At 59.8% G+C, this 25685-nt stretch carries 24 protein-coding genes and 2 pseudogenes; 12 read left to right on the top strand and 14 right to left on the bottom strand.

Going from position 1 to position 25685, the window contains the following annotated elements:
* Positions 1-8 precede the first annotated feature (8 nt).
* Together CIT31_RS09475 and CIT31_RS09480 are read right to left on the bottom strand one after the other, a co-directional pair.
* Positions 9-1793, bottom strand: a complete 1785-nt coding sequence (locus CIT31_RS09475; protein ID WP_245316154.1) for a pilus assembly protein TadG-related protein — start codon at positions 1791-1793, stop codon at positions 9-11.
* Positions 1794-2273, bottom strand: coding sequence for a TadE/TadG family type IV pilus assembly protein (locus CIT31_RS09480; protein ID WP_095518370.1), 480 nt, complete (start codon positions 2271-2273; stop codon positions 1794-1796).
* 356 nt (positions 2274-2629) lie between these two features.
* On the opposite strand from CIT31_RS09480, the gene CIT31_RS09485 reads away from it, so the two are divergent.
* From CIT31_RS09485 to CIT31_RS09500, 4 genes are all read left to right on the top strand, one after another.
* A complete protein-coding gene (locus tag CIT31_RS09485) occupies positions 2630-4222 on the top strand; it encodes a peptide ABC transporter substrate-binding protein (protein WP_095518371.1) in 1593 nt (530 codons plus the stop codon).
* Between the two features lie 161 nt (positions 4223-4383).
* Positions 4384-5307 (top strand): ABC transporter permease subunit, encoded by a 924-nt coding sequence (locus tag CIT31_RS09490; protein WP_095518372.1) that lies wholly within the window; start codon positions 4384-4386, stop codon positions 5305-5307.
* Positions 5300-6421: an ABC transporter permease gene (locus tag CIT31_RS09495; RefSeq protein ID WP_095518373.1), complete on the top strand. Its 1122-nt coding sequence runs from the start codon at positions 5300-5302 to the stop codon at positions 6419-6421. The genes CIT31_RS09490 and CIT31_RS09495 overlap by 8 nt, the downstream gene beginning before the upstream one ends.
* 1 nt (position 6422) lies before the next feature.
* Positions 6423-8042: an ABC transporter ATP-binding protein gene (locus CIT31_RS09500; protein ID WP_095518374.1), complete on the top strand. Its 1620-nt coding sequence runs from the start codon at positions 6423-6425 to the stop codon at positions 8040-8042.
* Between the two features lie 358 nt (positions 8043-8400).
* Here CIT31_RS09500 and CIT31_RS36005 read toward each other — a convergent pair whose 3' ends face one another.
* Positions 8401-8763 carry a DUF982 domain-containing protein gene (locus tag CIT31_RS36005; RefSeq protein WP_095518375.1) on the bottom strand — a complete coding sequence of 121 codons (363 nt, stop codon included), beginning with the start codon at positions 8761-8763 and terminating at the stop codon, positions 8401-8403.
* A 343-nt stretch (positions 8764-9106) separates the two neighbouring features.
* Between CIT31_RS36005 and CIT31_RS09510 the strand changes: the two genes are divergently transcribed.
* On the top strand, positions 9107-9334 hold the full coding sequence (locus CIT31_RS09510) for a hypothetical protein (RefSeq protein ID WP_095518376.1): 228 nt from the start codon (positions 9107-9109) through the stop codon (positions 9332-9334).
* A 185-nt stretch (positions 9335-9519) separates the two neighbouring features.
* Here CIT31_RS09510 and CIT31_RS09515 read toward each other — a convergent pair whose 3' ends face one another.
* Entirely contained in the window at positions 9520-9771 is a 252-nt protein-coding gene (locus tag CIT31_RS09515; protein WP_095518430.1) for a DUF6074 family protein, read from the bottom strand.
* Positions 9772-9778: 7 nt separating this feature from the next.
* A complete protein-coding gene (locus CIT31_RS09520) occupies positions 9779-10105 on the bottom strand; it encodes a hypothetical protein (RefSeq protein ID WP_133116125.1) in 327 nt (108 codons plus the stop codon).
* Between CIT31_RS09520 and CIT31_RS09525 the strand changes: the two genes are divergently transcribed.
* The 5 genes and pseudogenes from CIT31_RS09525 to CIT31_RS09550 all read left to right on the top strand — a co-directional run bounded on the left by CIT31_RS09525 (position 10098) and on the right by CIT31_RS09550 (position 14070).
* Positions 10098-10277, top strand: a complete 180-nt coding sequence (locus CIT31_RS09525) for an SAM domain-containing protein (protein WP_095518378.1) — start codon at positions 10098-10100, stop codon at positions 10275-10277. The two genes, CIT31_RS09520 and CIT31_RS09525, sit on opposite strands and share 8 nt — an antisense overlap.
* 92 nt (positions 10278-10369) lie before the next feature.
* On the top strand, positions 10370-11410 hold the full coding sequence (locus CIT31_RS09530) for an adenylate/guanylate cyclase domain-containing protein (protein ID WP_133116126.1): 1041 nt from the start codon (positions 10370-10372) through the stop codon (positions 11408-11410).
* 636 nt (positions 11411-12046) lie between these two features.
* A complete protein-coding gene (locus CIT31_RS09540) occupies positions 12047-13441 on the top strand; it encodes an ATP-binding protein (RefSeq protein ID WP_133116127.1) in 1395 nt (464 codons plus the stop codon).
* Positions 13442-13640: 199 nt separating this feature from the next.
* Positions 13641-13739: pseudogene (locus CIT31_RS34610) on the top strand (GNAT family N-acetyltransferase); the annotation flags it as partial.
* 115 nt (positions 13740-13854) lie between these two features.
* Positions 13855-14070: a DUF3072 domain-containing protein gene (locus CIT31_RS09550; RefSeq protein WP_095518382.1), complete on the top strand. Its 216-nt coding sequence runs from the start codon at positions 13855-13857 to the stop codon at positions 14068-14070.
* Between the two features lie 28 nt (positions 14071-14098).
* Here CIT31_RS09550 and CIT31_RS34615 read toward each other — a convergent pair whose 3' ends face one another.
* Positions 14099-14374 (bottom strand): hypothetical protein, encoded by a 276-nt coding sequence (locus CIT31_RS34615; protein ID WP_206073347.1) that lies wholly within the window; start codon positions 14372-14374, stop codon positions 14099-14101.
* 515 nt (positions 14375-14889) lie between these two features.
* A complete protein-coding gene (locus CIT31_RS09560) occupies positions 14890-15558 on the bottom strand; it encodes a TetR/AcrR family transcriptional regulator (RefSeq protein WP_133116128.1) in 669 nt (222 codons plus the stop codon).
* Positions 15559-15582: 24 nt separating this feature from the next.
* Between CIT31_RS09560 and CIT31_RS09565 the strand changes: the two genes are divergently transcribed.
* Both CIT31_RS09565 and CIT31_RS09570 read left to right on the top strand, forming a co-directional pair.
* Complete coding sequence (locus CIT31_RS09565) at positions 15583-16080, top strand: cupin domain-containing protein (protein WP_095518384.1); 498 nt, start codon at positions 15583-15585, stop codon at positions 16078-16080.
* Positions 16081-16987: 907 nt separating this feature from the next.
* Positions 16988-17892, top strand: a pseudogene (locus tag CIT31_RS09570) (alpha/beta hydrolase).
* Between the two features lie 232 nt (positions 17893-18124).
* Here the strand turns inward: CIT31_RS09570 and CIT31_RS09575 are convergent.
* The 7 genes from CIT31_RS09575 to CIT31_RS09605 all read right to left on the bottom strand — a co-directional run bounded on the left by CIT31_RS09575 (position 18125) and on the right by CIT31_RS09605 (position 25668).
* Positions 18125-19306 carry a MalY/PatB family protein gene (locus tag CIT31_RS09575; RefSeq protein WP_165778390.1) on the bottom strand — a complete coding sequence of 394 codons (1182 nt, stop codon included), beginning with the start codon at positions 19304-19306 and terminating at the stop codon, positions 18125-18127.
* A gap of 186 nt (positions 19307-19492) precedes the next feature.
* On the bottom strand, positions 19493-20632 hold the full coding sequence (locus CIT31_RS09580; RefSeq protein WP_095518386.1) for an amino acid ABC transporter permease: 1140 nt from the start codon (positions 20630-20632) through the stop codon (positions 19493-19495).
* Between the two features lie 3 nt (positions 20633-20635).
* Positions 20636-21778: an amino acid ABC transporter permease gene (locus CIT31_RS09585; protein WP_342586913.1), complete on the bottom strand. Its 1143-nt coding sequence runs from the start codon at positions 21776-21778 to the stop codon at positions 20636-20638.
* A 118-nt stretch (positions 21779-21896) separates the two neighbouring features.
* On the bottom strand, positions 21897-22910 hold the full coding sequence (locus CIT31_RS09590) for an amino acid ABC transporter substrate-binding protein (RefSeq protein ID WP_095518388.1): 1014 nt from the start codon (positions 22908-22910) through the stop codon (positions 21897-21899).
* Between the two features lie 134 nt (positions 22911-23044).
* Positions 23045-24013, bottom strand: a complete 969-nt coding sequence (locus tag CIT31_RS09595) for a LysR family transcriptional regulator (RefSeq protein WP_245316156.1) — start codon at positions 24011-24013, stop codon at positions 23045-23047.
* A 116-nt stretch (positions 24014-24129) separates the two neighbouring features.
* Positions 24130-24345 (bottom strand): hypothetical protein, encoded by a 216-nt coding sequence (locus CIT31_RS09600; RefSeq protein WP_133116129.1) that lies wholly within the window; start codon positions 24343-24345, stop codon positions 24130-24132.
* Positions 24346-24360: 15 nt separating this feature from the next.
* Entirely contained in the window at positions 24361-25668 is a 1308-nt protein-coding gene (locus CIT31_RS09605; protein WP_095518391.1) for an ABC transporter substrate-binding protein, read from the bottom strand.
* Positions 25669-25685: the final 17 nt, after the last annotated feature.

Raw genomic sequence — 25685 nt, forward strand, 5'->3', positions numbered from 1 at the left:
CTTGGTCGTCATTGAACGAGCACGGAGCGCCCGCAAGTCGCGCCCATGACCCGGACGTCGGCCTCGCCGACGCGCACGCCCAGTGCCGCAAGCACGTTGTAAACCAATTCGTCGACCGGCGCCGTCACGCCGTTCAGCAGCGCCACCACTGCCGGCTTCACCGTTCCAAGAAGGGCGGTTACATCAAGCCCGAGGCCCAGCGCACTGACCGAAAGCGACAAATTGCCGACCAGCGACGTGGTGAGAGATTGCGTCAGGTTTTTCGTGGAAGCGGTTTTTATCGTCTTGTTTGCGATTTCGGTGCTGTTGAAGGTCAGTATCGTCGGATCGTTGTTGGCGATCTCAACGGCCGCAGAACCATTCACGCCGACCAGACTCAGGGTGAGAAACAGAAGCTTCACGCTGACCTGCGCGATTTCGGCATTTTGAAACGACTGTGGGTTGCTGAAATCGGCGAAGGCGGAGGGGCTGTTGTCGGCATCGCTGGCGCCAAGGTGTAGCGAGGCAAGGCCCGGACGTGCGGCAATGGTAACCTTCAAACTGTCGGGGTGCCCGGTCGGGCAGCTGATGTCGGTCAGCCTGGCTTCGGCGGAGGCCACCTCAACATGCAGCGGCAGTTTGACGGCCAGCAGGCTGATACCGCCACCAAGATTCGAATTGCCGATGCCGACGGATGCCACCAGCTTGATCCTCGTCTGCGCCGTACGCACCACGGCGCCCTTCTCGCCGATTGTCAGCCATGGCGAGAATTGCGCCGGTTCGCCGATGGCTACGGCAAGTGTGGTCGAGGTAAGCCCCGGAATGGTGGCCCCGAGATTGACCTGGACCTGGTTCGAACCGTTGGCCAGTGCAGCGGCGGTGGCCAGCATGCCCATGACGCTTGCATCGACGGAAAGGCCAGCCGGCTTTTGTCCGAGGCCCAACTGGCCAATTGATCCAAGGTCGACAAGACGATTGAGCGGGATTTTGACCGTGCTGGTGGCTCTGGACGCGATTGTCTGCAGAACGAGCTTGCTGCTGCTGCCAACTGTTGAAACGTTAGCCAGGGCCGTGGCTACCTGGCCCACTGTCGCTTTTGATGCCAGCACGTCTGAATAGCTGACGCCTGTCAGTTGCAACTGGACGGCAAGAGCGTCGACGAACGAAAGCACATTCACATCGGCCGAGATCAGGGCGTTATAGTCCATGACGCTGAGCGAGATGTTAGTGCCCAGGAGGCCGCTGAGAAGCGAGTTCAGGATGCCGCCATTGACGCTGAGAAGCCTGGACCCGACCGAGAACATCGCCTGTGGCGTGACGCTGGCAAGGGCTTCGGTGCCGATGACCGGCGTAGGAATAAGCGAACTTGCGAAATAGCGGGCAGGAATCTTTTTCAGCGCGACATAGACGGCATTGTACGGCGTCTTGCCGGCCTCGAAGCGCTTGTCGACGCCGAGCGACGACTCTGGTGAGTATCGGCCGGCGGTGACCGACACGACGGTTTTTCCGAGGGCAGGGGCGATCGTCTGTCCTGCCTTCTGAACAACGATACCCGGCATTCCATTGTCGCCGAGCGTGGCCACCACCGCGGCCTCAATGTTCGTGATGTTCGAGGCGGCAGTGATTGCCGCCAGATCGGTCATTGCCTGGGCTTCCCGGCGCTCCGTGTAGATCGAGCCTTCGTCGATGGCGAAGCCGGCCAGCGCCAGCGCGAACGGTGCGCACAGCGCCGTCATGACGGTGAAGTTCGCCTTCAGATCGCCAAGCATTGAGCGGGCGGCCCGGCCGATCCTCCTCGGCAAAGGTTCCGACATTCAGATGCCTCCAACCCGGATTGTCGACTGGCGTGAGATCGTGGTTCCAGGCATGGGCAGCGCCGGGAACAAATTCCAGACGGGCAGGTTGCGGGCATCATATTGGATGGACACGACGAACTGTTTTCCGTCGGCCGTGCTGTCCTTTGCCTGATAGGTCAGCTTGTCGGATTTGACGAAGGGATATCCGCCGGCATTGTTGTTGACGAAACTGGTCACCAGCGCCTGGCGCTCGCCTTCGTTCAGCCCGGCAATCGCCGTGCGGGCGGCGTCCGCCGCAATTTGCTGCACGGAGTGGCTTGCCCCGAAATAGATACCATATGCAACCATTCCGAGCAAAAGTAAGATAAAAATCGGCGAAAGCAGCGCGAACTCAACAGCGGAAGTTCCGGACTGCTCTCTAAACTGGCGTAATTTGAGTCTTACACGGCGCGATTCATGACGCTCTATAGAGATTGTCTTACTTTCTTCGCGGTTCATGTCCTTCGCCCATCGAGACATACCGAAGCTCACGAAAAATATAACCCATCGTTGTTTAAAGACGCATTAAGACATTTCGGCAAAGTGGAATCGACGACGAGTTTCTGGCCGGAAACGAAGGTTTGAAATGGGAAACGAAGCAAGCCGCTGTTCTGCCGGTCACGAAGTGGCCTGTCGCTGCGCCTTACTTAGGGTGACCTAACGAGTCTGTTGAAATAAAAAATCGCCACGTTACTGTTTGGCCACCAGCTGCCGGAAAGGGAACCGGCGGCGCGCTCAAAGGGCCATCTAATCGGTTTCGGGGCGTCAACACTCAAGAGGCGCAGCTGAACGGCCGCCTCGACAGGGAGAACTCCATGCTGAAAAATATGCTGAAGGCGACGGTGTTCGCCACAACCATGGCCTTGGCCGCCGGCACGTTCTACACGCCGGCCTTCGCCGAGGTCGTCTATAACCGCGGCACCGCCGCCGAATCGGAGTCGCTCGACCCGCACAAGACCTCGACAATTTACGAAGCAAATATTTTGCGTGACCTGTTCCAGGGGCTGACCATGCAGGACGCAAAGGCGAACCTCATCCCGGGCGCCGCCGAAAGCTGGACAGTATCGGACGACGGCACCGTATACACCTTCAAGCTGCGCAAGGGCGCCGTCTGGTCGGATGGTGCTCCGGTCACGGCAGATGACTTCGTCTACGCTTTCCAACGGCTGGAAGACCCGGCCACCGGCGCCGAATACGCTTCGATGCTCTATCCCGTGAAGAATGCCGAGGAGGTGAACACCAAGAAGGCCAAGCCCGAGGAGATGGGCGTCAAGGCAATCGACGCAAATACGCTGGAAGTGACGCTGAAGGCGCCCACGCCCTATTTCCTCGAAATGCTGACCCACCAGGCGGCCTATCCGGTCAACAAGGCCTCAATGGAAAAGCTCGGCGCCGATTGGATCAAGCCGGGCAATCTGGTCTCCAACGGCGCCTATACGCTGGCGGAGTGGGTTCCCAACGACCACATCAAACTGGTCAAGAATCCGAAATTCTGGGACGCTGCGACCGTCAAGCTCGACGTCGTCAACTACATCCCGACCGAAGATCGTTCGTCGGCGATGAAGCGCTTTGAGGCCGGCGAACTCGACAGCTACGACGACCTCCCGACCGAGCAGCTCGCCGACCTCAAGGCCAAGTTTGGCGATCAGATTCGCGTCGGGCCTTACCTCGGCACCTACTATTTTGCGATCAAGACCGACAAGGCCCCGTGGGACAACGTCGAACTGCGCAACGCCATCTCCATGGCAGTCGACCGCGATTTCCTTGCCGAAAAGGTCTGGCAGAACTCGATGCTGCCCGGCTATTCGATGGTGCCTCCAGGCATTGAGGGCTATACGCCGGCAATGGCCAAATACGCGGATATGTCGCAGATCGACCGCGAGGATGAGGCCAAGAAGGTACTCGAGAAGCTTGGCTATACCCCCGAGAAACCGCTGAAGATGGAAATCCGCTACAACACGTCGGAAAACCACAAGAACACTGCGGTCGCCATCCAGGAGCAGTTGAAGCCGCTCGGCGTCGAAGTCACGCTGCTCAACACCGACACCAAGACCCACTACTCCTTCCTTGAGCAGAAGGGCGACTACGACGTGGCGCGTGCTGGCTGGATTGCCGATTACAAGGATCCGGAAACCTTCCTCGGCATCTCCCGCAAGGCAAGCGGCAACAACTATTCGGGCTACAACAGCCCGGAATTCGAGAAGGCCATGGACGAGGCGGCCGCCGCCGGCGGCAAGCCCGAACAGCGCATGAAAGAACTCGCCGAGGCCGAGCGCATCCTCGTCGACGAGGTCGGCAACATCCCGCTTCTCTACTATAGCTACAAGGATATCGTTTCTCCGAAGCTTCATGGCTTCGAGGATAACGTCATGGACGTGCATCCGTCCCGCTTCATCTCCAAGGACTGATCTCCTTGGCCGGACTGCCGCTCCTTTACAGCGCCGCGCGTCCTCCGGGACGTGCAAAGGGCGCTGTAACGCCTTGATTTGCGCGTGATCCTTTCCGAACCTTCGGTTCGGGTCATGCGTTAGGGGCGGCGGCTCCGGTTTGCTAGCAAAGCGGGGAACCGATGCTACGATACGTATTCCGGCGGCTCCTGACCGCCATCCCGACGCTGTTCGTCATCGTGACCATGGCGTTCTTCCTGATACGTGTCGCGCCTGGCGGCCCGTTCAATCAGGAGCGGGGCCTCAGCCCCGAGATCAAGGCCAATCTTGAAGCGCAGTTCGGCCTCAACGACCCGCTCTGGCTGCAATATGTCCACTATCTCGGCAATCTGCTGCGCGGCAATTTCGGTCCGAGCTACAACATGCCGGATTTCACCGTCACCGAATTGTTTGCCAGGGGCCTGCCCGTTTCAATCCAGATCGGCGCCTCGGCCCTGATCCTGGCACTGCTGCTCGGCGGCCTCCTCGGCACTGTTGCCGCGCTCAACCAGAACAGGCTTGCCGACTACTCGGTGATCGCGCTGGCCGCCGCCGGCAGCACCGTCCCGACCTTCGTCATCGCTCCGGTGATCCAGCTTGTGTTCGGCCTGACCTGGAAGCTGCTGCCGATCGGCGGCTGGGGCGATGGCGCCTTGCTCAACAAGGTCGGGCCGGTGCTGACGCTCGCCTTGCCGCAGATCGCCATCGTCGCTCGCCTGATGCGCGGCTCGATGATCGAATCGTTGCGCTCTCACCACATCCGCACCGCACGCGCGCTCGGCCTGTCGGACTGGTCTGTCATCGTCAAGCATGCGCTGCGCGGCGCCATACTGCCGATCGTCTCCTTTACCGGCCCAGCGGCGGCGGCGCTCCTCACCGGTTCGATCATCGTCGAGACGATCTTTTCTATTCCCGGCATCGGCCGCTATTTCGTCGATGCCGCGCTCAACCGCGACTACACACTGGTCATGGGCACCGTGGTGGTGATCGCGCTGTTCACCATCGTCTTCAACCTGATCGTCGACGTCATGTATGCCTTCGTCGATCCGAGGGTGCGCTATGACTGACATCGCAGCCACCGGTCCGGCCATCGTCGGCCGCTCCCTATGGGGCGATGCCTGGGCGCGGCTCAAGGCCAATCGCGCCGCCATGTTCAGCCTGTATTATCTTGCCTTTATCGCCGTAATCAGCGTGTTCGGGCCGTCTTTGCTGCCGCATCGATACACCACCATCTACGCCGACCATGTGCGCACGCCGCCGAGCTTCTCGGCCTATCCGAAGGCCGACATGATAGAAACCGCGCTCAATGACGCGATCAAGCGCATGCGTGTCGACATCAAGGAGTGGCGGCAGGAAGGCAACCGCATCTTCGTCACCGTCACATCGCCCAAGCCGATCGACGACCGCAATGTCCGCTACCTCGACCGTTCGGATGCCTTCGATGATACAAAGATCGAGGGTAAATCGCCTGACGGCCTTGAAGCGGTGATGAGTGCTTCGATCAGGCAGCAATATTTCCTGTTCGGCACGGACAATACCGGCCGCGATCTGCTGTCGCGAACGCTGATGGCCGGGCGCATCTCGCTGGCCATCGGCCTACTCGCCGGGGTTGTGGCGGGCGTCATCGGCGTGCTCTACGGTGCTACGGCCGGCCTTGCCGGCGGCAAGGTCGACGAGGTGATGATGCGCATTGTCGATGTGCTTTACTCGCTGCCGTTCATCTTCTTCGTCATCATGCTGGTGGTGTTCTTCGGCCGGAATTTCGTGCTGATGTTCCTGGCGGTCGGCGCCGTGCTGTGGCTCGACATGGCGCGAATCGTGCGCGGCCAAGCGCTGTCGATCCGGCGGCAGGAATACGTCCAGGCGGCGGAGGCGATGGGCGTCGGGCAACGCGGCATCCTGATCCGCCACGTCATTCCCAACCTGCTTGGGCCGGTGGTCATCTACATGACGCTGCTGGTGCCGCATGTCATCATCCTGGAGAGTTTCCTGTCCTTCCTCGGGCTCGGCGTGCAGGAACCGATGACCAGTTGGGGCGTGCTGATCTCGACCGGCGCCAAGAACATCGGCACCGCCAATTGGCTGCTTTTGTTCCCCGCCTTCTTCCTCGTCTCGACGCTGTTCGCCCTGAATTTTGTCGGCGACGGCCTGCGCGATGCTCTCGACCCCAGGGATCGTTGAGATGGGCACTTGCGAAACGATCCTCAGCGTCAAGGACCTTCGGGTCCGCTTTCGCACGCTCGATGGCGCGGTCGAAGCCGTCAAAGGCATCAACATCCACGTCAATGCAGGCGAAACCGTTGCCGTGGTCGGTGAATCCGGTTCCGGCAAGAGCCAGACGATGATGGCGGCGATGAGCCTGCTGGCCTCGAACGGCGAGGCGACAGGCGTCGTCGACTATCGCGGCCGCAACCTTTTGACCCTAAGCAAGTCCGAGCTCAATCAGATCCGCGGCCGCAAGATCAGCATGATCTTCCAAGAGCCGATGACCTCGCTCGATCCGCTCTATTCGATCGGCAATCAGTTGATCGAACCGATCCGCCGGCATCGCGGACTTGGCGCGGCGCAAGCACGCGAAGAGGCGCTCAAGCTCTTGCGGCTGGTTCATATTCCCGATCCCGAGCGGCGGATGAAATCCTATCCGCACGAATTGTCGGGTGGCCAGCGCCAGCGGGTCATGATCGCCATGGCGCTGGCCAACGATCCCGACATACTGATAGCAGACGAACCGACGACGGCGCTCGACGTGACGATCCAGGCGCAGATCCTCATGCTGCTCGCCGAACTGCAGCGCAAGCTCGGCATGGCGATCGTCTTCATCACCCACGACCTCGGTATTGTCCGGCGCTTTGCCGACCGCGTCTATGTCATGCGCTACGGCGAAGTCGTCGAGGAGGGCGAGGCGGAAGCGATCTTCGTCAATCCGCAGCATGCCTATACCAAGATGCTGCTGGCCGCCGAGCCGACCGGAACCAAGGCGCCGCCACCGCCAAATGCGCCGGTCCTGCTCGAAGGCAGGAATGTCGAAGTGACCTTCAAGATCGGCGGCGGGTTTCTTGCTGGAGAGCCGCTGATCCTGCGCGCAGTCGATCACATTTCGATCCGGCTGAAACGAAATCAGACCATCGGCATCGTCGGCGAATCCGGTTCGGGAAAATCGACGCTCGGCCGAGCCTTGCTGCGGCTCCTGCCAAGTGATGGCCTCATCCGCTTTGGCGATCGCGATATTTCCGCCGCCGACCGCCGGGCCATGCGGCCGCTGCGGCGTGAGTTGCAGCTGGTCTTCCAGGACCCGTTCGGTTCGTTGTCGCCGCGCATGACCGTTGGCCAAGTCGTCACCGAAGGACTTCTGGTGCATGAGCCGACCCTGTCGGGCAGGCAACGCGATCTGCGCGCAGTAGAGGCCTTGCGCGAGGTCGGGCTTGATCCGAATGCGCGCAATCGCTACCCGCACGAATTCTCCGGCGGCCAGCGCCAACGCATCGCCATCGCGCGGGCGATGATTCTCAAGCCCAAGGTGGTTGTCCTCGACGAGCCGACCTCGGCACTCGACCGCTCCGTCCAGAAGCAGATCGTCGAACTGCTGCGCGAACTGCAGGCCGACCATGAACTGTCGTATCTGTTCATAAGCCACGACCTCGCTGTCGTGCGCGCCATGGCCGACTACATCATCGTCATGAAGCAGGGTAAGATCGTTGAGGAAGGGCCGACCGAGGCGATCTTCAGCAATCCGCAAGCTACCTACACGCAGACGTTGATGGCCGCGGCCATCGACGTCACACGGTTTCGCTTGAGCGCGTAGCGCAGCCGCTGAGGGCCGCGGTGGTTGAAAGGCATGTCCCTCCTACGTCAAGAAACGCACGAGGCAGCGCTGAAGCGCGAGGTCGAAACGGAAGCTCAGGCTATTCGCGTTAACGTTTAGGGCAATTCCAGGAAAAGTGCTAAACGGTTTCCCGTCCGGAATTGCGCAAAAACAAAGAGATAGAGCGGTTCGGCGTTTCCGTGAAACGATGAACCGCTCTAAGATTATAAGTTGGACCTTGAGGGCAAGGCGACGCTTGGCCCGAGTGTTACCGAGCCTGGACGCCGCGCAAGCGGTCGGCACAGGGGATGGCGGGCGAGGCATGTCAGCTGTCCAAGATGGCGAGGGCGGCATGACCTCACATCAGGTCTTCAGCAACCCGGTCAAATTTCTTCAGGCCTATGCTTGGAGGCTTTCGCTTAAGAAGCCCCTGTTCAGTTGCGGCCGTCTGGAAGGCAGCGATCGCAGCGTGTTGGCTGCAGTGTCCGGCCAGGCATTCGTCAACCATTCGGATTGCTTCAAGTCGGGATGGCTTGCCCATGACTGGCCACGGTTGCTGAAGCGCTGTCTTAGCGTCGGCTATCGACGCGACCACCACCGGCTTGTGATTCAGGTAAACTGTAATCGGAATAAACGCCGTCATTTCTATCGCTCGCCAGGATTGAAGGTGGCTAAACGCGAAGGCATGGCGGTGGTTGCATGAACGCGCATCATCGTGCATTCAGATCGCCGCTGCCCGATGCCGTCGAGGCTGAACTGAGCATCTCCAACCGCAAAGTCCGTCTGCCGCGCCTGCTTCGCGAATGTGCGCTGTGCGCATAGACTGGCGCCATGTTAGCGCAGCAGCGCCGGAAAACCGCTCACGCGGACCTGCAGACTAGACGGATGGCGAACGTCCTCGCCCGAGTGACGGCGGCCCTTCCGAGGCTGGTAGCCGCGGCCGGTACAACCCCGGCCGGTATATCATTGTTAAATGACGGCTACGGCGTAGGGTGCGATACAACGTAGTCAGCAGCCACCCCTGAGCTTCTGAATGAGGGCGTTGGCTCTCCGAGGAATACCGCATGCCTGTGCGTCACCCAGCAGACATCGCCATTTACCCTAATGACCTCGAAATGCTGCAACGGGTATTTATCCGGCATTGCACAGCCAACCAGTGCAGCATGGCATCGACCATGGCCCATGGCGCAGCATCTGAGCTAATATCATTGTTCCAGGCCGGCATCGAGGACGAAGCCGAACTCGATCTCATCCTTTCTCGCCGCTCTCAGCCGTTTCGGAAGGCGGGCTAGGCTTATCGGCTTCGGTCGGCGAAGACGCCTTGGCCATGCCGCGGGTGAGATGCCGCCTAATCTGGTCAGCGGGAATGGAGAAGTTTAGAAGCCAGCTCCGTTCCCTCAGCCAGAATTTCACCATCGCAGTCTTTGAATGTGGCGCATCCTGTCTCCACGCAGCAATCCCGCGTCCTGAGCCGATTCTATTCTGCAAGTTTCGCAGCACTGCGGGTGGCTATATCGCCTAAGACAGCGTGAAGAAGCGCTCCAACTTCCTGTTTGGCCAGCCCCGGTGCAATTCCTGATTCGGACAGTTGAATGAGAATTGTCTTGGCGGTACTGCGCCAGAAGGCATTCGCGTCCTCCCCGTTCTTCGATTCCAGGACCCGGGCGATACCTTGAACCAATTTTCGCCGCCGATGCAGCGGAAACGCGGTTATGTTTGAATCACACATGATCACCTCACCCTTCAGTCTCGCGAATAAGCATCGGCGGGTTAAAAAATTTGGTTAACAGGCTTTTTTGACAGTGGTCGGCAATGGAATAGGGCGTCCGCCAGGCTCTGCGGACGGTGCCGCGATCGCCACTGGACGCGGCGGCATGGGCGAGTGCGAGTTCCTGCCAAGAAACATTGATGATGAGCGGCGGGGGATCGCGCCGGATAACGCCCAGAAGCTGCCCTTCGCCGCAGTCGGCTCGTGAGGTTTCCGCGCGCATTCCCTGCCGTTTTGCGGTAGGCTGAAGAACCTGGCGATCCGAAACGACGAAGCCGGGGGAGCCCATGGACATCAGCGCATGGCTGCGTGATCTCGGCCTGGGACAGTACGAACAAGCGTTCCGCAAGGACGACATCGATGCTGAGGTCGTCGCCGACCTCACAGCCGACGATCTGAGCGGGTCACCTCAATCGGTCACCGCCGTAAGCTGCTCGCCGCCATCGCGGCCCTGCGTGCTGGCTTAGTTCCGGCGCCCAGCCCTCCTGCGGTGGCACCCACGGCCGCCTCCGGGACCGCCCTGCCGTTTTTCGAGGCTGAGCGGCGGCAGCTCACTGTGATGTTCGTCGACCTCGTCGGCTCGACGGCGCTCGCCAGCCGCCTCGACCCAGAGGACATGCGTGAGGTCATCGGGAGCTACCACCGCTGCGTGGCGGAGGCTGTTGGCCGCCTGGGCGGCTTCGTCGCGAAGTACATGGGTGACGGGGTACTGGTCTATTTCGGCTGGCCACATGGTGACGAGACTGATGCCGAGCGTGCCGTGCGTGCCGCTTTGGCTGCACTACAGGCGGTCGGCCAGGCCGCGCCAGCCGGTGAACGGTTGGCCGCGCGCATCGGCATACGCACCGGCCTCGCCGTAGTGGGCGACTTGCTGGGCGCCGGCGCTGCACAAGAGCAGACGGTGATAGGTGAGACTCCAAACATCGCCGCGCGACTACAATCGCGCGCTACTCCCGGCTGTGCAGTGATTGACGCAGAAACACGGCGGCGCATCGGCGGATTGTTCGAGTGCCGCGAACTTGGCGCGCTCAATCTAAAGGGCCTGTCTGGCCGCGTGGGCGCCTGGCAAGTGCTGGGCGAGGCTGCGGTTCAGAGCCGCTTCGAGGCAATGCACTCCGCCTCCCTCGCGCCGCTGGTCGGGCGCGATGACGAACTCGACCTGCTGCTGCGCCGCTGGCGGCACGGAAAGGACGGCGAAGGGCAGGTGGTGCTCATCTCCGGCGAGCCCGGCATCGGCAAGTCCCGCCTGATGGCTGCGCTTGAGGAGCGCGTGGCCGGGGAGGCGCATCTAAAACTTAAGTACTTCTGCTCGCCGCACCACCACAACAGCGCATTGCAGCCTATCATCGCACGGTGGAGGAATGAGGCAGGCTTTGTGCGCGGCGAGCCGGCGGACGTACGGCTCGACAAGCTGGAAGCCCTGCTACTCCCCCTCGGCGCCACCGCCGAAGAGCTGACGCTCATTGCCGAGATGCTCGGCGTGCCAGGTGGAGAGCGGTATCCACCCACTAGCGCTCAGCCCCGGAGCGCAAGAAGGAACAGACGTTCAGAGCCTTGCAGCAGATTCTCGACGAAAGGGCCCGCCGGTCCCCCCTGCTGATGCTGTTCGAGGACGCCCATTGGGCCGACCCAAGCTCGCTTGAGTTGTTTGACAGGTTGATCATGCGCTTAGCCTCGCTGCCGGCGCTGGTGGTAATCTCTTTCCGGCCAGAGTTTCAAGCGCCTTGGGTCGGCCAATCCGGCGTGATCTTGATTGCGCTGAGCCGTCTCAGCGATCGCCAGGCAGCGATGCTCGCAAGCCAGGTGGTCGTCGGCCAGACGCTGCCGATCGGGGTGCTGGAGCGCATTGTGGCGGAGACCGACGGTGTGCCTCTGTTCATCGAAGAATTGACCAAGGCCGTGCTCGAGGGGGCCAGCCAGCCCGGTGTCCTTGACTCTGCGCTTCCAGTGCCCAGCACCTTACAGGGCTCCCTTATGGCGCGGCTGGATCGGCTGCCAGTCGCAAAACAGGTTGCGCAGACCGGTGCGGTAATCGGCCGAGAGTTCGGCCATGAGCTGCTGGCCGCGGTGGCGGGACTTCCCGACGTGGCATTGGCGCAAGGATTGGACGAACTCTTAAGTTGCGGTCTCGCGTTCCGCCGCGGCACGCCGCCCGAAGCCACTTACTCGTTCAAGCATGCGCTTATTCAAGACGCCGCCTACGCGAGCCTCTTGCGTAGCACACAACGGAAGCTGCATGCCCGCATTGCTACAGTGCTGGAAGAGCGGTGGTCGGAGGCGGTCGAGACCCAACCCGAAACTGCTCGCCCATCACTTCACCCAAGCGGGTTTGGCAGGGCGTGCCGCGAAATATTGGCAGCTGGCAGGCGAGCACGCGTTCCGGCGCTCGGCCGCTGCGGAGGCCATAGGCCATCTCACCAAGAGCATCGACCTCGTGCGAAGCTTGCCCGAAAGCGGCGCTCAAGCAGAGCGCGAGCTACATCTCCAGACGATGCTCGGCCAGGCATGCATCGCCCGCTACGGCTACGCTGCGCCGGAGACCGCCGCGGCTTTCGCCCGTGCCCGGGACTTGGTTGAGGCCGTTGGCGACATCCAGCAACAATTTCCCGTGCTGTATGGGTACTGGGCTGTCCAATACGTCCGGATGGCTTTACGCGAGCAAAACGCGCTGGCCGAACAGACTCTAGCATTAGCCGAGCAGCACCGCGATCCCGAGCGATTGTGCGTCGCGCACCGGGTTTGCGGTGCAACCAACGAGATGATGGGCGAATTGCTTGTCGCCCGCGAGCACCTCGAGCAAGCCGTTGAGCTTTACGATCGAGAGCGGCACGGCTCGACTGCTTTTACTTTCGGCCAGGATCTCGGAGTTGCAGCGCTATCGCACCTCAATTGGGTGCTGTGGCTACTTGGCTATCCCGATCAGGCAGCTGGCCGGCAAGCCGACGCACTGAGCTTGGCGCACCGTGTTGGCCACAAGAACACGCTGGGATTTGCGCTGATGTACAGCGCGATGGCGAGTGCTTATGGCCGCACCGCGGGATCAGCCGCGGAACACTCGGAAGCATTACTGGAGTTGGCCCGGGAGCAGAAATTTGATCTGTGGACCGCAGGTGCGACGGTGGTCAAAGGCTGGGCCATTGCCCGCCAAGGCCAGGCAGCAGCCGGCGTTGCAGCGAGCCAGAGTGGGCTCGCGCAGTGGACGAGCAGTGGCGCGGAGTGGATGCGCCCCTTCTTTCTAGGCCTGCTTGGCGAGGCTTGCGCACTCTCCGGAGACGTGCGACGGGGGCTCGGCGCATTGGACGAGGCTCTGGCGGCGGACGAACGGACGGGGCAGTGTTGGCCGGACGCTGAACTGCATCGATTGCGAGGCCAGCTTGTCGCAGTTCTTCCCGACGGCGGCAGACCAGACGAGGCGATCGCAGCGTTCCAGCGCGCGATCCAAATCGCCCGGCGTCAATCCGCGAAGTCCTGGAAATTACGTGCTGCCACCGATCTTGCTCGCCTCTGGCGCCATCAGGGCAAGCACGCCGAGGCCAGCGATCTGCTCGCGCCCGTGCATGCCTGGTTCAGCGAGGGCTTTGAGACACCAGACGTCCAAGAGGCCAAGGCGCTTCTCGACGTCCTGAGGTGACTGGAGCCTCGGCTATTCCCAGCCGCGCCCGAACCTCAATGCGTTATCTTGACTCTTCTCTGCCCTGCCTTTGCAGCAGCAAGGCTCTGCCCAAAACGGTCGATCAAGTCTACTGATTTCTGACCCAACGCGTCCATCGGATGGATTACGGATTAGCCCGGAACACCGAGCTATGATGTCTTTCCACCCGGTGTGTAGGCACTCTCTGGGGCATGCGGCTGCGCGAGGTTTCCGCGCCATGCAGTTCAACTGCGTGGTCAGCACGAACGAACGCGCGGTCAAGCTTTGGCGGGCTCTCACCGTGATTCATTGGCTTGAAGGGTGCAGTGTGCTCACAACGGTCAAAAAGCCAAGTCCGCCAAGGAACAAAAAGAGATCAAAGGCATTTCCTCCTGCTACGATAGGAGATTGCCATGGAAGACCCGCGCGCCAAAACTGATGCCTCGGCCAATGTCGACAAAGATCCCGATGAATGGGTGAGCGGCGAGGATCCGATGACCCCGTCGCAAGCATCGTACCTGAAAACCCTATGTGAGCAGGCGGAGGATGAGGAAAGCTTTGAAGAGAACCTCAGCAAGGCAGAGGCTTCCAAGCGCATCGACGCATTAAGGGCAAAGCTGAAGCTCTAGCCCACCGGCACGAGCGCTTCGTTTAGCCTCACACAACCCAGCGCAGATCCGGCGTCACGTACACTGGCTGCTTTCTCGGCTTCTCATAAGCCACGCAGATCAGGCCGAATGCGTCGGCGCCGTGGCTCGACCAGTCATGCTCCGGTCCGAGACCAATGTTGCGCGCCTCGTCGTACTTCTCGTTATACCATCCCAAGGCGTCCAAACCCGGCGAACACGTCGCTTTGTTGAACCAGAAGGCCGGGAACAGCCGGCGGCCTGCCTCGACACGCTTCAGGGCCGCGCCTTTGCCCTGGTTTGGCACCGTCGTGACGTCGAAGCCGGCGGAGCGGATGTGGTGAATCGGATCGCGGTGACGGCGTCTTCATGGGAAGCATCTTGCGGTAGGAAACATTCGGCGCCGCCGTAACCCTTGGTGCGAAGCCACTCCAAATGCGCTGCCAGCGGCTGACGTACGGCCTCGTAATAGTCGAGCGCCCGGATCTCGCGACCGACATACTGGACGATCCAGATTGCCGTCGCGTCTCGCACTCCGATGTCCCAAAAAGCTTTGACCGAAAGCAGGGGATCGCGGGCAACCTTGCCGATCCGGTCTTCATGGCGAGCGGTCCCTGTGCAATGAGGCTTGTGGAAAGGTCCTGGCCGACGCGCCTGCATCTCCGGTGTCCCGTCTCCCATTCAGCCACCGTCTTCAAGGAGGGTAGGGGCCTTTCGACCCTGAGTGGTCGAAAGATAGGAAATGAGCCCAGAAGCGGGCGCGGCTACGCCGTCATCACGACGCGAACAGGGGCGGCCCGATACGCGCACGAACCGTAATATTCAGCGCGCTGATGATGTCACGAGACTGACGGCAAGCTCAACGGCTTCAGCATCGGACAGGCCTTGTCCCTCGGCGAACGACAACCAGGTCGAGAACTCGAGGGTGTGGGCGAGGGTTGCGCTGAAGAATCGGAGCCGGGCTGGACGTACCTTCCAGCCGGCATGCAGTATCTCCGCTGCTCGCTGGAGAAGCGTACGCCTCCGCTCCAGCGCAGCAGCCACCACTGGCATCTCGGCGTCGCGGTAAAGGTTGGCGAGGAGTTGACGCTTGCGGCGGTAGTAACCGTAGAGCTGCTTGAGCGCCGTCCGATGGCGCTCCTGCGGGTTCTCAATTCCGATCCATGTATCTGGCCTCGGCGGGGGGTCGAGCTCGAACGAATAGGCGGTGCAGGCGGTGAAGATCGCCTCCTCGTCGGGAAAGTGGCGATACACCGTGAGGCGCTGCACCCCGGCCTTTTCGGCTATCGCGCTGATCGTAGTTCGCGAAGGCCCCACGGTATGGTGCAACTCGGATGCCGCGCGCGCGAGTGCCCGGTGGGTTTCAGCCTGTTTGTCGGCCCGGGACTGGAGGGTGTAGCGCCGAGGTGGCACTTTCGGTGAACGCACGTGATTACCCATCTTGACGAGAGCCGAATCCGAGTTTATCGATGAGTGAACATAAACGTTCACCGATCATCAGCCAAGGAGGGAGCCATGGCTGCCCCCATCACTATCCCGCATAGTGCCGGCGACTCCTTCGCAATTGGCGGTTTCGGTATCCACTGGAAAATTGACGGCGCAGCGAGCGACAAGCGCTTCTCAGTGGTTCACCACCCTCTTGCCCCTCATGCGCTGGCGGCGCCGCTTCATCGGCATCATCGGGAAGACGAGTATTCCTATGTTCTCACCGGCCGGCTCGCGGCTTTACTTGGCGATGATGTCGTCACCGCTGAACCAGGTACCTGGGTGTTCAAGCCGCGCAACCAGTGGCACACCTTCTGGAACGCTGGTGACGAGCCGTGCGAGATCATCGAGCTGATCTCTCCTGCGGGATTCGAGAACTACTTCCGAGAGCTCGCGGCGCTGTGGCCCGATCAAACCAAGATGCCCGGGCTACTCCGAAAGTACGAGCTCGACATGGATCCCGGAAGTGTGACCGAGCTCTGTGCCCGGTATGGGCTGGTTTCGGCCCGCCGCGAAGCTGCCACCTAAGGCTCCGTCACCGCTATGAGGCGTCAAGCGGTTTGTCCGGGATGCCGGCGATCCGTAAGGGCCGGGGACCTCGCAGAGCGGCGCGTGCAGGGCGTGCGGGACTTTGAACAGCACGGCCAAGGACCGCGTGACCATCAGCGTCGGAACAACGGTGACCAACGAGAACGAGACTCCAGCGATTTTGTCAATGCCGCCGATCTGGCACTCTTCCGAGCTAAGTCGGAAGGACGAGACCGTGTGCCTCGTCTGGTCTGCCGCCGTCGGGAAGAACTGCGACAAGCTGGCCCCGAGCTATGATATCTTTCCACCCGGTGTCGTTCGCATAAAGGACAGACGCTCCGCGGGTCCTCGCCATGCAAGGCAAGCTTGCGCCCTATCCGTTCCGCTCAATGAGAATTCGTCGGCTTGATCCGTGCGCCTGTTGGTCTCATGCATCATCGGAGGCAGATGTTTACCAGGCAGATGCGCTGGCCGAGACAGCAGGTCCGCTCTAAGGAGCAGACGCTCCCGCCCTGCAACCCGTTGCCAGTCCCCGCGACGACGACCCAAGCGTCCTCGCTCCGGCTATGGTAGGTGAGAACACGTCACCGCCGCGGCGTCCGATGCTGAGAGTGCGGTGTTGCGCCCGAGCCCGCTGCAGGCGCCAGTAACGAGGATGATCTTGGTCCGATAAGGGGTCGTAGAACGAACCCGAAGCGGCCAAATAACAGATGGAATATTCGACCATGTGCGGGGGGTGGGTCAGTGCTAAAAGATGACGAGCGGGTTTGTGGGCGAGCTGTCGTCCCGTGTATTCGCCATGCCGCAATTGTAACGAAAAACTCCCAGCGCTGGCATTGCGTTTTATGGATGACATGTGGCTGCTGCTGTCCGCGGTTTTCTATGCTTGATGGGGTAGGAATGCAAAATGAGCGATGTGGATGAACACCTTGATCTGACGGAGATCAACGCCGTCCGCAGCTTGTTGACGTCAAAGCCACGACCGGTGGGCTGGAACGAACGCCGGGCACGGCTCGATGAGGTTGGTTCGGTGTGGCCGATTGCGGACGACATCCTATGCGAGGATGTGGTTTTCGATGGCCTCGAGGGCGAGTGGTCCCTAGCGCCTGAGAGTGACAGGGATAAGGTTCTGCTCTTTTCCACGGTGGTGGCTACTGCTCCGGCTCTCTCAAAAGTCATCGTCGAATGGTGACCGAGGCAGGTCGAGCAATGGGAATGCGCACCCTCGCGATCGACTATCGACGCGCACCGGAACATCCTTTCCCTGCGCAACATGAAGACGCACTCACCGCATGGCGCTTTCTGAGCCGGCAAGGGATCGCGCCGGATCGCATCGTGGTTGCCGGAGACAGTGCGGGCGGCAACCTCACCCTGTGCTTGGTCAGTATATTGTGCGCGGCAGGGGAGCGGTTGCCGCGATGTCTTTGGCTGGTTTCGCCCTGGACGGACCTTTCGATGTCCGGCGCGACACTATCAACTAAGGACGCGATCGACCCTATCATCCACCGGGCGTATTTGGAGGAATTGGCGACCGCCTATGCCTCCCATGTCGTTGGCCGGCGCGATCCCCGGATCTCGCCGTTGTTCGCCGATCTGAGCGGATTTCCCCCAATGCTGATACAAGTCGGTTCGGCCGAGACGCTGTTGTCGGACGCAACTCGGCTCGCGGCAGCCGCTGGCGCGGCTGACGTCAAGGTACGTCTCGAAATTTGGCCGCATATGATTCACGCCTGGCCGGTTTGGAATGCAGGATTGAGTGCCGGTTGGCGCGCTCTTCACAGCGCGGGCACGTTTGTCCGCGACTATTTATAGCTCTCGGGTGAGGCAGCTGTTGGCGCAATGTTCCCGTTCAGGAACCGGAAGTATTGACCAATCTCGGTCGTATAGAGCAGCTTCGCCGTTCCTGAAAGCTGACATCGCGGGCGACCGCTGGTCGAGGTCATGGCGCCAAAAGCGGACGCTACGGTGGCGCATGAGGCGCGGTAAAACGGGTTGCACCTGATCCCGAGCAAGAACCTGCTATTCCCACGGGCTGCCGCCCGGTTCAAGAGCTTATTGTCAGCGCCGCAGACATGCGTTCCAGCCCCTGAAGTAACAGCGAGCGCGGACAGCCGACGTTGAGGCGAATGAACCCTTCGCCACCGGGCCCATATACGCGGCCGTCGTACAAATTAACCCCGGCACGATTGACAAAGAACTTCTGGATTCCGCCCACTTTGAGATCGAGCGCGCGGGCATCCAACCACACCAGAAACGATGCGTCGGGCCTTATAGGGGTAATGCCGGGAAGGTGTTCAGTAGCGAATTCGCAAACGAGATCAATGTTGCTGGCGATGTAGCTCGTGAGTTGGTCGAGCCATGGTGCGCCCGTGCTGTAAGCGACCTCCAATGCCAGGCGACCGAAAAAGTTCGCATTCACCATGAACGACGCCTGCATTGCGACAAGGAGCTCGTTGCGACGCTTTTTGTTCGCTACCGAAATCGTTGCCGAAGGAACCCCGGCTAGGTTGAAGGTCTTCGTCGGAGCCGTGCAGATGAACGACTTCTCCGCCGCATCGTCTGAGATGCAGGAGAAGACGATGTGGGGTCGATCTGACAACCTTATGTCGCAGTGAATGTCGTCGGATATAACCAAAATCCCATAGCGCTCGCAAATATCGTTCAGCGCCCCCAATTCTTCTTGCGTCCAGGCCCTTCCGGCAGGATTGTGAGGATTGCAGAGTAGAAATGCCTTGGCGCCGCTGGCGGCCAGTCTCTCGAAATCCTCAAGGTCAAGCTCATATTGGTTGTTTTGAAGTCTCAGCCGATTCGTAAGCAGGACTCGCCCATTTCCCTGAATCACTTCGAAATAGGGTGAGTACACGGGCGACTGCACAATGACGCCGTCACCGGACTTCGTGAAGGTCCGGAGTATTGCAGCTACTGACGGCATGATTGCTGGCGCAGGAAGCAGGGTCTCCAACACCGGCGACCAGTTGTGCCGTCGCGCGAACCACGATTGCACGATCTCGTAGTGGCGCGGGTCGCGACGGGTGTAACCATAAATGCCATGGTCCGCCGCTTCGCGCAGCCGCGCGATCACAGCTTCCGGGGCACGAAAATCCATATCCGCCGTCCATAGGGAGAGCAGGTCTTCGCCCTCGACCCGGGGGGAGAACTCATCCCACTGATTGGCCCATTTGACGGATCCGAATTGCTGGCGGTCGTGGATTTGGTCGAAGTCCACTCGCGCGACATTTCTTTGCGCAGTCGTCGATTTGGGCGTGTCTGCACATGCCATTTGCTAAAACACCTTGGAAAATGGTTGCAACGGCTGCGGCCGCTTTGCTTCTGCGGCCGTCGTTATTCAGGATTTGCGTCAGAAACTGCGGCGCCCTCTCCGATCGGGGATTACTGGCATCATTGTCGGTTCCTAACGTTTGTGGCCGCGCGCCAGCTGGCGCTCCATCGCCTGCGAGTAGCGGGACATGCCGAAGCAAAAGCCCCAGTAGACCAGTCCCGCAAAGAGGTAGCCGGTTGAGGAGATCGTCGGCCCTGCCCAGTTCGGATCGACGCGCGCCGTTTCGACGGCCTTCAAGAAGTCTGCGATGCCGACGATCGCGACCAGAGTCGTGTCTTTGAACAGACCGATGAAGGTAGAGACGATGCTCGGTATGACGATGGTCAACGCCTGGGGGAGGACGATCAAGCGCATCATGTTGAGGTAGCTGATCCCAAGTGCCTCAGCCGCTTCGTATTGACCCTTCGGGATCGCCTGGAGGCCGGCCCGCACAACCTCGGCCATATAAGCTGACGAGAACAACGCTATTGCGATGAGGGGGCGCAGGAGACGATCAGGCGTCAAGTAGTCCGGCACGAACAGCGGCATCATGAAGTTAGCCATAAACAGCACCGTGATAAACGGCACCCCCCGAACGACCTCGATGAATGTGACGCAAACCGCCTTGATGATAGGGAGCTCCGACCTGCGTCCGAGTGCCAGAACGACACCGATCGGAAGCGAGAAAACGATGCCAACGATCGACATGAGGAGAGTGATCAGGAGACCACCCCAGAGAGTCGTATCGATGACGGGCAAATTAAGCCATGCGGCGCCACGCAAGAGAACGAACGCGGCAACCGGGTAGACGATGAAAAACAAAACTGCCGCCACTTTGCGCTGCGGAGCCTTCGTCCACAGGAGCCAAACGATGAGCGTGGCGCCAACGGCCTGCGTGAGATTCACCCGCCATCGCTCGGAAACCGGGTACGCGCCATATCGCAGATAGTCGAACTTCTCCGCGATGAAGGGCCAGCAAGCCCCTTCGGGGTTCGCACGGCAAGCCTCCCTGCCGCCGCTCCAGACCGCGTAGAAGATTGCAAAGCTCAGAAACTGATGCAGCAGCCAGCCCGCAAGGAGGACAAAGCAAATCGTCAACACACCTGAAAGAGGCGTCGAGAACAAATTCCCTTTGATCCAGGTAACTGGACCCGGCCGCACGTCAGCCGGAGGTGCCGTCGCTGGTATAAGCGCGACGTTTGCAACTGGCGTATGCAAAGACTGATCGCTCATGCATCACCTCTCGACGATCGCAGAATGTTGGTTGAAGGCATTCATGGCCATCGACGTGACAATGGAAATTGCGAGATAGACGGACAGCGTGATCGCCATCACTTGGACCGCCGCCCCGGTCTGGTTGAGCACCGTCCCTGCAAAGATTTGAACGAGGTCGGGATATCCGATGAACACCGCGAGCGACGAGTTCTTGGTCAAATTGAGGTACTGGCTTGTTAGAGGCGGTATGATGATACGGAGTGCCTGCGGAACGATGACCAGGCGAAGTGTCTTGCCTGGCGAAAGCCCGAGCGCATACGCAGCCTCGGTCTGGCCTTTTGGCACTGCCTGGATTCCACTTCGGACAATCTCGGCGATGTAAGATCCGGTATAGACCGACAGACCGATCAGAAGCGCGGCGAACTCTGGATAGAGCTGGTGCCCACCTTGAAAATTGAAACCTCGCAGGTGCGGCGTTATGAACGACACCGGCTCGCCGGCCGCCAGAAACATGACCAGCGGAAACCCTGCTAGCGCCGCGAGGCTGACCAAAAACACCGGCAGTTGCTTGCCAGTACCTCTCTGGACACGCTTCGCATAGAACCAGAATGCAATAGAGCAGAACACAGCCGCCGCGAATGCCAGGCCCACCAGCCCCGCCCCCGGATGCAACTGGATCTCCGGAATGATGAGACCGCGATTGTTGAGGTAAATGCCGCCGGGGATTGCGATCGACGATTTCGGCGGGGGCAGCGGCTTGAGGACGGCGTTGTACCAGAAGAGCAACTGCAGCAATAACGGGACGTTGCGTACAACCTCGACATACGAGGTTGCGACCTTCGAGACGACCCAGTTCTGTGACAGCCGGGCAATCCCGACGACAAAGCCAAGCAAGGTCGCCAACAGGATTGCGAGAAAGCTCACGTAAAGGGTGTTGACCACGCCCACCCAGAAGGCCTGACCGTAGGTGGAAAGCGTATCGTACGGTATCAGCGTCTGATTGATGTCAAAGCCAGCAGACTCGTTCCAAAAATCGAATGAGAGCGGAATCCCCCGCGCCCGCATATTCGATGCGGTCTGGATGCCAATGCCTAAGGCCAAGGCCAACAAGCTACCAGCGAGCAAGACCTGGTAGAAGATGCCTCGCACTTTTTTATCGTGCAAAGATAGGCTCCTACGCGACCGCGCAGGCAGCGACAAATCGGACATGGCCTTGTTCCTAGTGGGATGAGCGCAACGGCGCTCGCGATCAGTGCGCCAGCGCCATGCGACCATGCTGCATCTAGCGAATCGGCGGAGCGTACTGAATGCCGCCTTTGTTCCAGAGTGCATTCATGCCACGCTCCATTTTCAGCGGCGAGTCCTTGCCGACATTCCGATCAAACACTTCCCCGTAGTTGCCGACCTGCTTGATCACCTGAACCGGCCAGTTGTCGCCCAGCCCGATGTCTTTTCCGATGCCGCCTTCCACTCCAAGCAGACGACGGATGTTAGGATTGTCCGAGGATTTCATTGCATCGATATTCTTCGAGGTAACCCCCAATTCTTCCGCCGCAACCATGACGTAGAGTGTCCACTTCGCCACATTGAACCACTGATCGTCACCCTGCCGAACCGCCGGGCCAAGCGGCTCCTTAGAGATCAACTCGGGAAGCACGACGCTGTCGCCCGGCTTCGCCATGCGCAATCGCGACGCGTTCAAGGTGGAAGTGTCCGCGGACAAGACGTCGCAACGTCCCTCCTCATATGCCTTCACGACAGCTTCCTCGTCGGCGAAACCAACCGTGGTGTATTTGATCGATTGCGAGCGAAAATAATCGGCAAGGTTCAATTCGGTTGTAGTGCCTTGGGTGACGCAAATCGAGGCACCATCGAGTCCCTTCGCTGACGTGACGTTGTCCGCCTGGCGCACCATAAACCCCTGGCCGTCATAGAAGTATGTGCCAGCAAACAGTATGCCCAGTGACGTGTCGCGGGACGATGTCCAGGTTGCGTTGTGCGCCAGGATGTCGATCTCTCCCGACTGCAAGGCGGTAAAGCGATCTTTTGGCGTCAACGGGATGAACTTGACTTTTTGCGCGTCGCCAAGCACGGCCGCCGCCACAGCGCGGCAATAATCGACCACAAATCCGGTCCATTTGCCTTCATTGTTTGGAAGGCTGAAGCCAGCGGTGGCTGAATTTGTGCCACACGTTAGCATTCCATTTTTCTTGACATTGTCGATGGTCGCGGACCACGCCGAGGAAGCAGTACACGCCATGGCAACGGCAATCAAACACTTAAGAATTGATCTCATTTCGGCATTCCCCTGTTTTTATTGCCCCAAATGTGCTCCTAAGCTGAACTATTCGTCAAATCGATTGTTCTCATTAGTAAAATGAATCCCATTCATAATCCGTTTTGCGCCATGGGCGACAACGCATTCACCAGCTATTCTTCGGCTGATCCGGCATTCCGATGGTCGAAGATCGGTCTTCGGCGCTTCTTGGCCTGCGACTCGTCGTAAATGCCGACGATTACTTCCCGGAGCCACTTGGTACCCGGGTCATTCGCCATCTGACGGTGAACAACGAGCCACGCATTGACATTCGAGATCGGAAGGGGCGGCGGGACCAAGCTCACCTCACTTCTCTCATCCAGCATTTGTAGAATGGCATCGCCGCAATGGGTAATCAGTTCAGTGCCACGCAAAGCCCAAGGAAGCACTAGATAGTTCGAGATGGTAGCAACGACGTTGCGCCGTAGACCAAGCTGCTTGAGGGCGGCGTCCGCGAGCCCTTCTGCTAGACCATCTGCGGAAATCTGAAGGTGAGAACTGGCCAAATAAGTTTCCAGCGTCATGGCGTTCCTGGCGATCTTGCTTCCACTCCACACCGCGCAAAATAGCCGATCCTGGCCAAGTTCCACCTTCAAGAGATTCGGATCGTCGCGTATAGCCGCTCCTGTCAGTGCACAGTCAACTTGCCTCAAATAGACCGATGAACCGATTTCCGGCCCATTTGCGGGAATGACATTCAGCGTGGCACCGGGTGCTTGCCTCGAAAACTCTCGAATGAGCCCAGGGATGAAAATCATGGCGTGATAATCAGTAAGTCCAACGCGGAAGTTGCGTCGCGTCGTTGCTGGATTGAACACCTGATGCCGGTCGATCGAGGCGCGAATCGTTGCCAGGGCAGCAGAAATATCTGACAGCAACTCCACTGCCCGAGCCGTTGGCCGCATCTCTCCTCCGTCTCTCGTGAACAATTCGTCCTGCAAAAGATATCGAAGCTTTGATAAGGAGTGGCTTACGGCCGATTGTGTTCTGCCTAATTCGATAGCTGCGCGCGTTACGCTTCTTTCACGCATCATTACATCGAAAACTCGCAACAGATTAAGGTCGATATCGTGATAGTTCATAGAGCTGCCCCTCATTTACCGCCCGGACAACGAAGCGCTAGCTCCACGGCACCCAGCCAAGCGGATACGCCACGGTGACAGATGGCGCGCGGAGAGTGAAGATAGCTGACCCGATCTCAGGAACTAGCGCCAAGGTCCGTAATGCGCCGCATCTCGGACGCTGAGATCAGCTTTGCCGCTTCCTGAAAGTAGATATGGCGGGCGACCACGCGGGAGGTCGTCGTCGCGCCAGAAGCCGAAGTCATGCGGCCGTCTCGAGAAAGTCCGCTCTGCTTCGCAAAGCAGGCGTTCGGCATCTCCACGATGTCGGTGTGAAACGCGATGCGTCCCATCCATAACCACACCGACTACTGGCGCCCGTACTTCTTGAAAGTCGCGTTCCAGTCCGCGGCGAGGGCATCAAGCGTCTCCCTGGCCGTGCCTTGGTCGCCCGTCACGTACGGATAGACTCGCTGGTTAAACTGCTGCAGTAATTCGGCGTACTCCGGGACCGCCCAGAAGTCCTTCACCTTGAACATGGTCTCATAGAAGGCCCTGTTGTACGGCGTGGCGTTCTGAAATGCATCCGACTTCAGCACAGCCGCGCTGCAGGTGTAGCCGCCGAGCTCCGCCCACCTCTTCTGGGTTTCGTCCTTGATGAACCACTCGAGGAATTTGAGGGCTTCGTCTTGCTTTTGCGAATAAGAGATGATCGAGATGCCCTGCCCCCCTAGGGGGGCGAACTGATCGCCTTGCGGGCCGGCCGGGTTGGCGAAGAAGCCGGTGTTGGCGGCATTCCGATTGCTAGCCTCGTTGGTAAGCGATGGGAAGAACGCGAAATAGTTCATGCTCATCGCGGCCAAGCTTTCGGTGATCGCCAGATTCTCCTCTCCGAAATTGGCGTTGGCCCAGCCCGGAGGCGTGAATTTGTACAGCTCCCGATAGAATTCGAGCGCGGCCACGGCCCTGTCGGAATTGATAAAGCCGTCGACCTCGTAGGTTGCATAGTCGCCAAGCTCGCCGCCATACGAGAAAAGCACGCTTTCGAAGCCCCCGACCAACCCATCGTATGAGTTGTCGGTGTAAATCGCGATGCCATATCTCTTCTGGTCAGGCCGGTAGAAGAACTCAGCGATGTCGCGCATCTCTTTGAACGTGTTCGGCACGGCGAGATCGTAGCCGTACTTCGCTCGGAAGTCGGCCACTTCCTTCGGATCCTCGAACCAGTCTTTGCGATAGGCCCAACCGATAGCGTCGCCCTCGAGCGGGACCGCCCAGTATCTGCCGCTGTCGCCAGGATACTCGGAGTAAAACTTCACCGTGGCCGGAGCCATTAACTCGGCGATATCGTGCTTCGCGAAGAAGTCGGTGAGGTCGACATAGTGGCCGCCAGTCGAGCCGGCGCCGAGCCACTGCGAGTCGCCAACGACCATATCATACGCATCGCCCCTGGCATTGAATTCGGCGAAGGCTTTGGTCTGAAAGCCCGGCCAAGCCGTTGTTTCGACTGTTACCTTGACGCCCGTCTGCCTCTCATATTCGGTAACGAGTTCTTGCAGATAATTGGCAGGATCCCATTCTGCCCAGAAGATCGTGAGCTCGGCGGCAGAAGCCGGTGTGCCGGCCAGCGTTAGCACTACGCCGGCCAGCAGACCAAAGCACGTTTGTTTGAGCATGGTTGTCCTCCCTGGTT

The sequence above is a fragment of the Mesorhizobium wenxiniae genome, from assembly GCF_002284535.1.
GTDB lineage: Bacteria > Pseudomonadota > Alphaproteobacteria > Rhizobiales > Rhizobiaceae > Mesorhizobium > Mesorhizobium wenxiniae.

Bases quoted from the DNA above. Each gene is read 5' to 3' on its own strand.
- CIT31_RS09565 (WP_095518384.1), top strand. From the start codon at position 15,583: ATGGCTGCCCCCATCACTATCCCGCATAGTGCCGGCGACTCCTTCGCA.
- CIT31_RS09530 (WP_133116126.1), top strand. From the start codon at position 10,370: ATGTTCGTCGACCTCGTCGGCTCGACGGCGCTCGCCAGCCGCCTCGAC.
- CIT31_RS09500 (WP_095518374.1), top strand. From the start codon at position 6,423: ATGGGCACTTGCGAAACGATCCTCAGCGTCAAGGACCTTCGGGTCCGC.
- CIT31_RS09580 (WP_095518386.1), bottom strand. From the start codon at position 20,632: ATGAGCGATCAGTCTTTGCATACGCCAGTTGCAAACGTCGCGCTTATA.
- CIT31_RS09590 (WP_095518388.1), bottom strand. From the start codon at position 22,910: ATGAGATCAATTCTTAAGTGTTTGATTGCCGTTGCCATGGCGTGTACT.
- CIT31_RS09525 (WP_095518378.1), top strand. From the start codon at position 10,098: ATGGACATCAGCGCATGGCTGCGTGATCTCGGCCTGGGACAGTACGAA.
- CIT31_RS09490 (WP_095518372.1), top strand. From the start codon at position 4,384: ATGCTACGATACGTATTCCGGCGGCTCCTGACCGCCATCCCGACGCTG.
- CIT31_RS36005 (WP_095518375.1), bottom strand. From the start codon at position 8,763: ATGCACGATGATGCGCGTTCATGCAACCACCGCCATGCCTTCGCGTTT.
- CIT31_RS09540 (WP_133116127.1), top strand. From the start codon at position 12,047: ATGCCCGCATTGCTACAGTGCTGGAAGAGCGGTGGTCGGAGGCGGTCG.
- CIT31_RS09485 (WP_095518371.1), top strand. From the start codon at position 2,630: ATGCTGAAAAATATGCTGAAGGCGACGGTGTTCGCCACAACCATGGCC.
- CIT31_RS09520 (WP_133116125.1), bottom strand. From the start codon at position 10,105: ATGTCCATGGGCTCCCCCGGCTTCGTCGTTTCGGATCGCCAGGTTCTT.
- CIT31_RS09510 (WP_095518376.1), top strand. From the start codon at position 9,107: ATGCCTGTGCGTCACCCAGCAGACATCGCCATTTACCCTAATGACCTC.
- CIT31_RS09480 (WP_095518370.1), bottom strand. From the start codon at position 2,273: ATGAACCGCGAAGAAAGTAAGACAATCTCTATAGAGCGTCATGAATCG.
- CIT31_RS09475 (WP_245316154.1), bottom strand. From the start codon at position 1,793: ATGTCGGAACCTTTGCCGAGGAGGATCGGCCGGGCCGCCCGCTCAATG.
- CIT31_RS09605 (WP_095518391.1), bottom strand. From the start codon at position 25,668: ATGCTCAAACAAACGTGCTTTGGTCTGCTGGCCGGCGTAGTGCTAACG.
- CIT31_RS09515 (WP_095518430.1), bottom strand. From the start codon at position 9,771: ATGTGTGATTCAAACATAACCGCGTTTCCGCTGCATCGGCGGCGAAAA.
- CIT31_RS09495 (WP_095518373.1), top strand. From the start codon at position 5,300: ATGACTGACATCGCAGCCACCGGTCCGGCCATCGTCGGCCGCTCCCTA.
- CIT31_RS09600 (WP_133116129.1), bottom strand. From the start codon at position 24,345: ATGGGACGCATCGCGTTTCACACCGACATCGTGGAGATGCCGAACGCC.
- CIT31_RS09550 (WP_095518382.1), top strand. From the start codon at position 13,855: ATGGAAGACCCGCGCGCCAAAACTGATGCCTCGGCCAATGTCGACAAA.
- CIT31_RS09595 (WP_245316156.1), bottom strand. From the start codon at position 24,013: ATGAACTATCACGATATCGACCTTAATCTGTTGCGAGTTTTCGATGTA.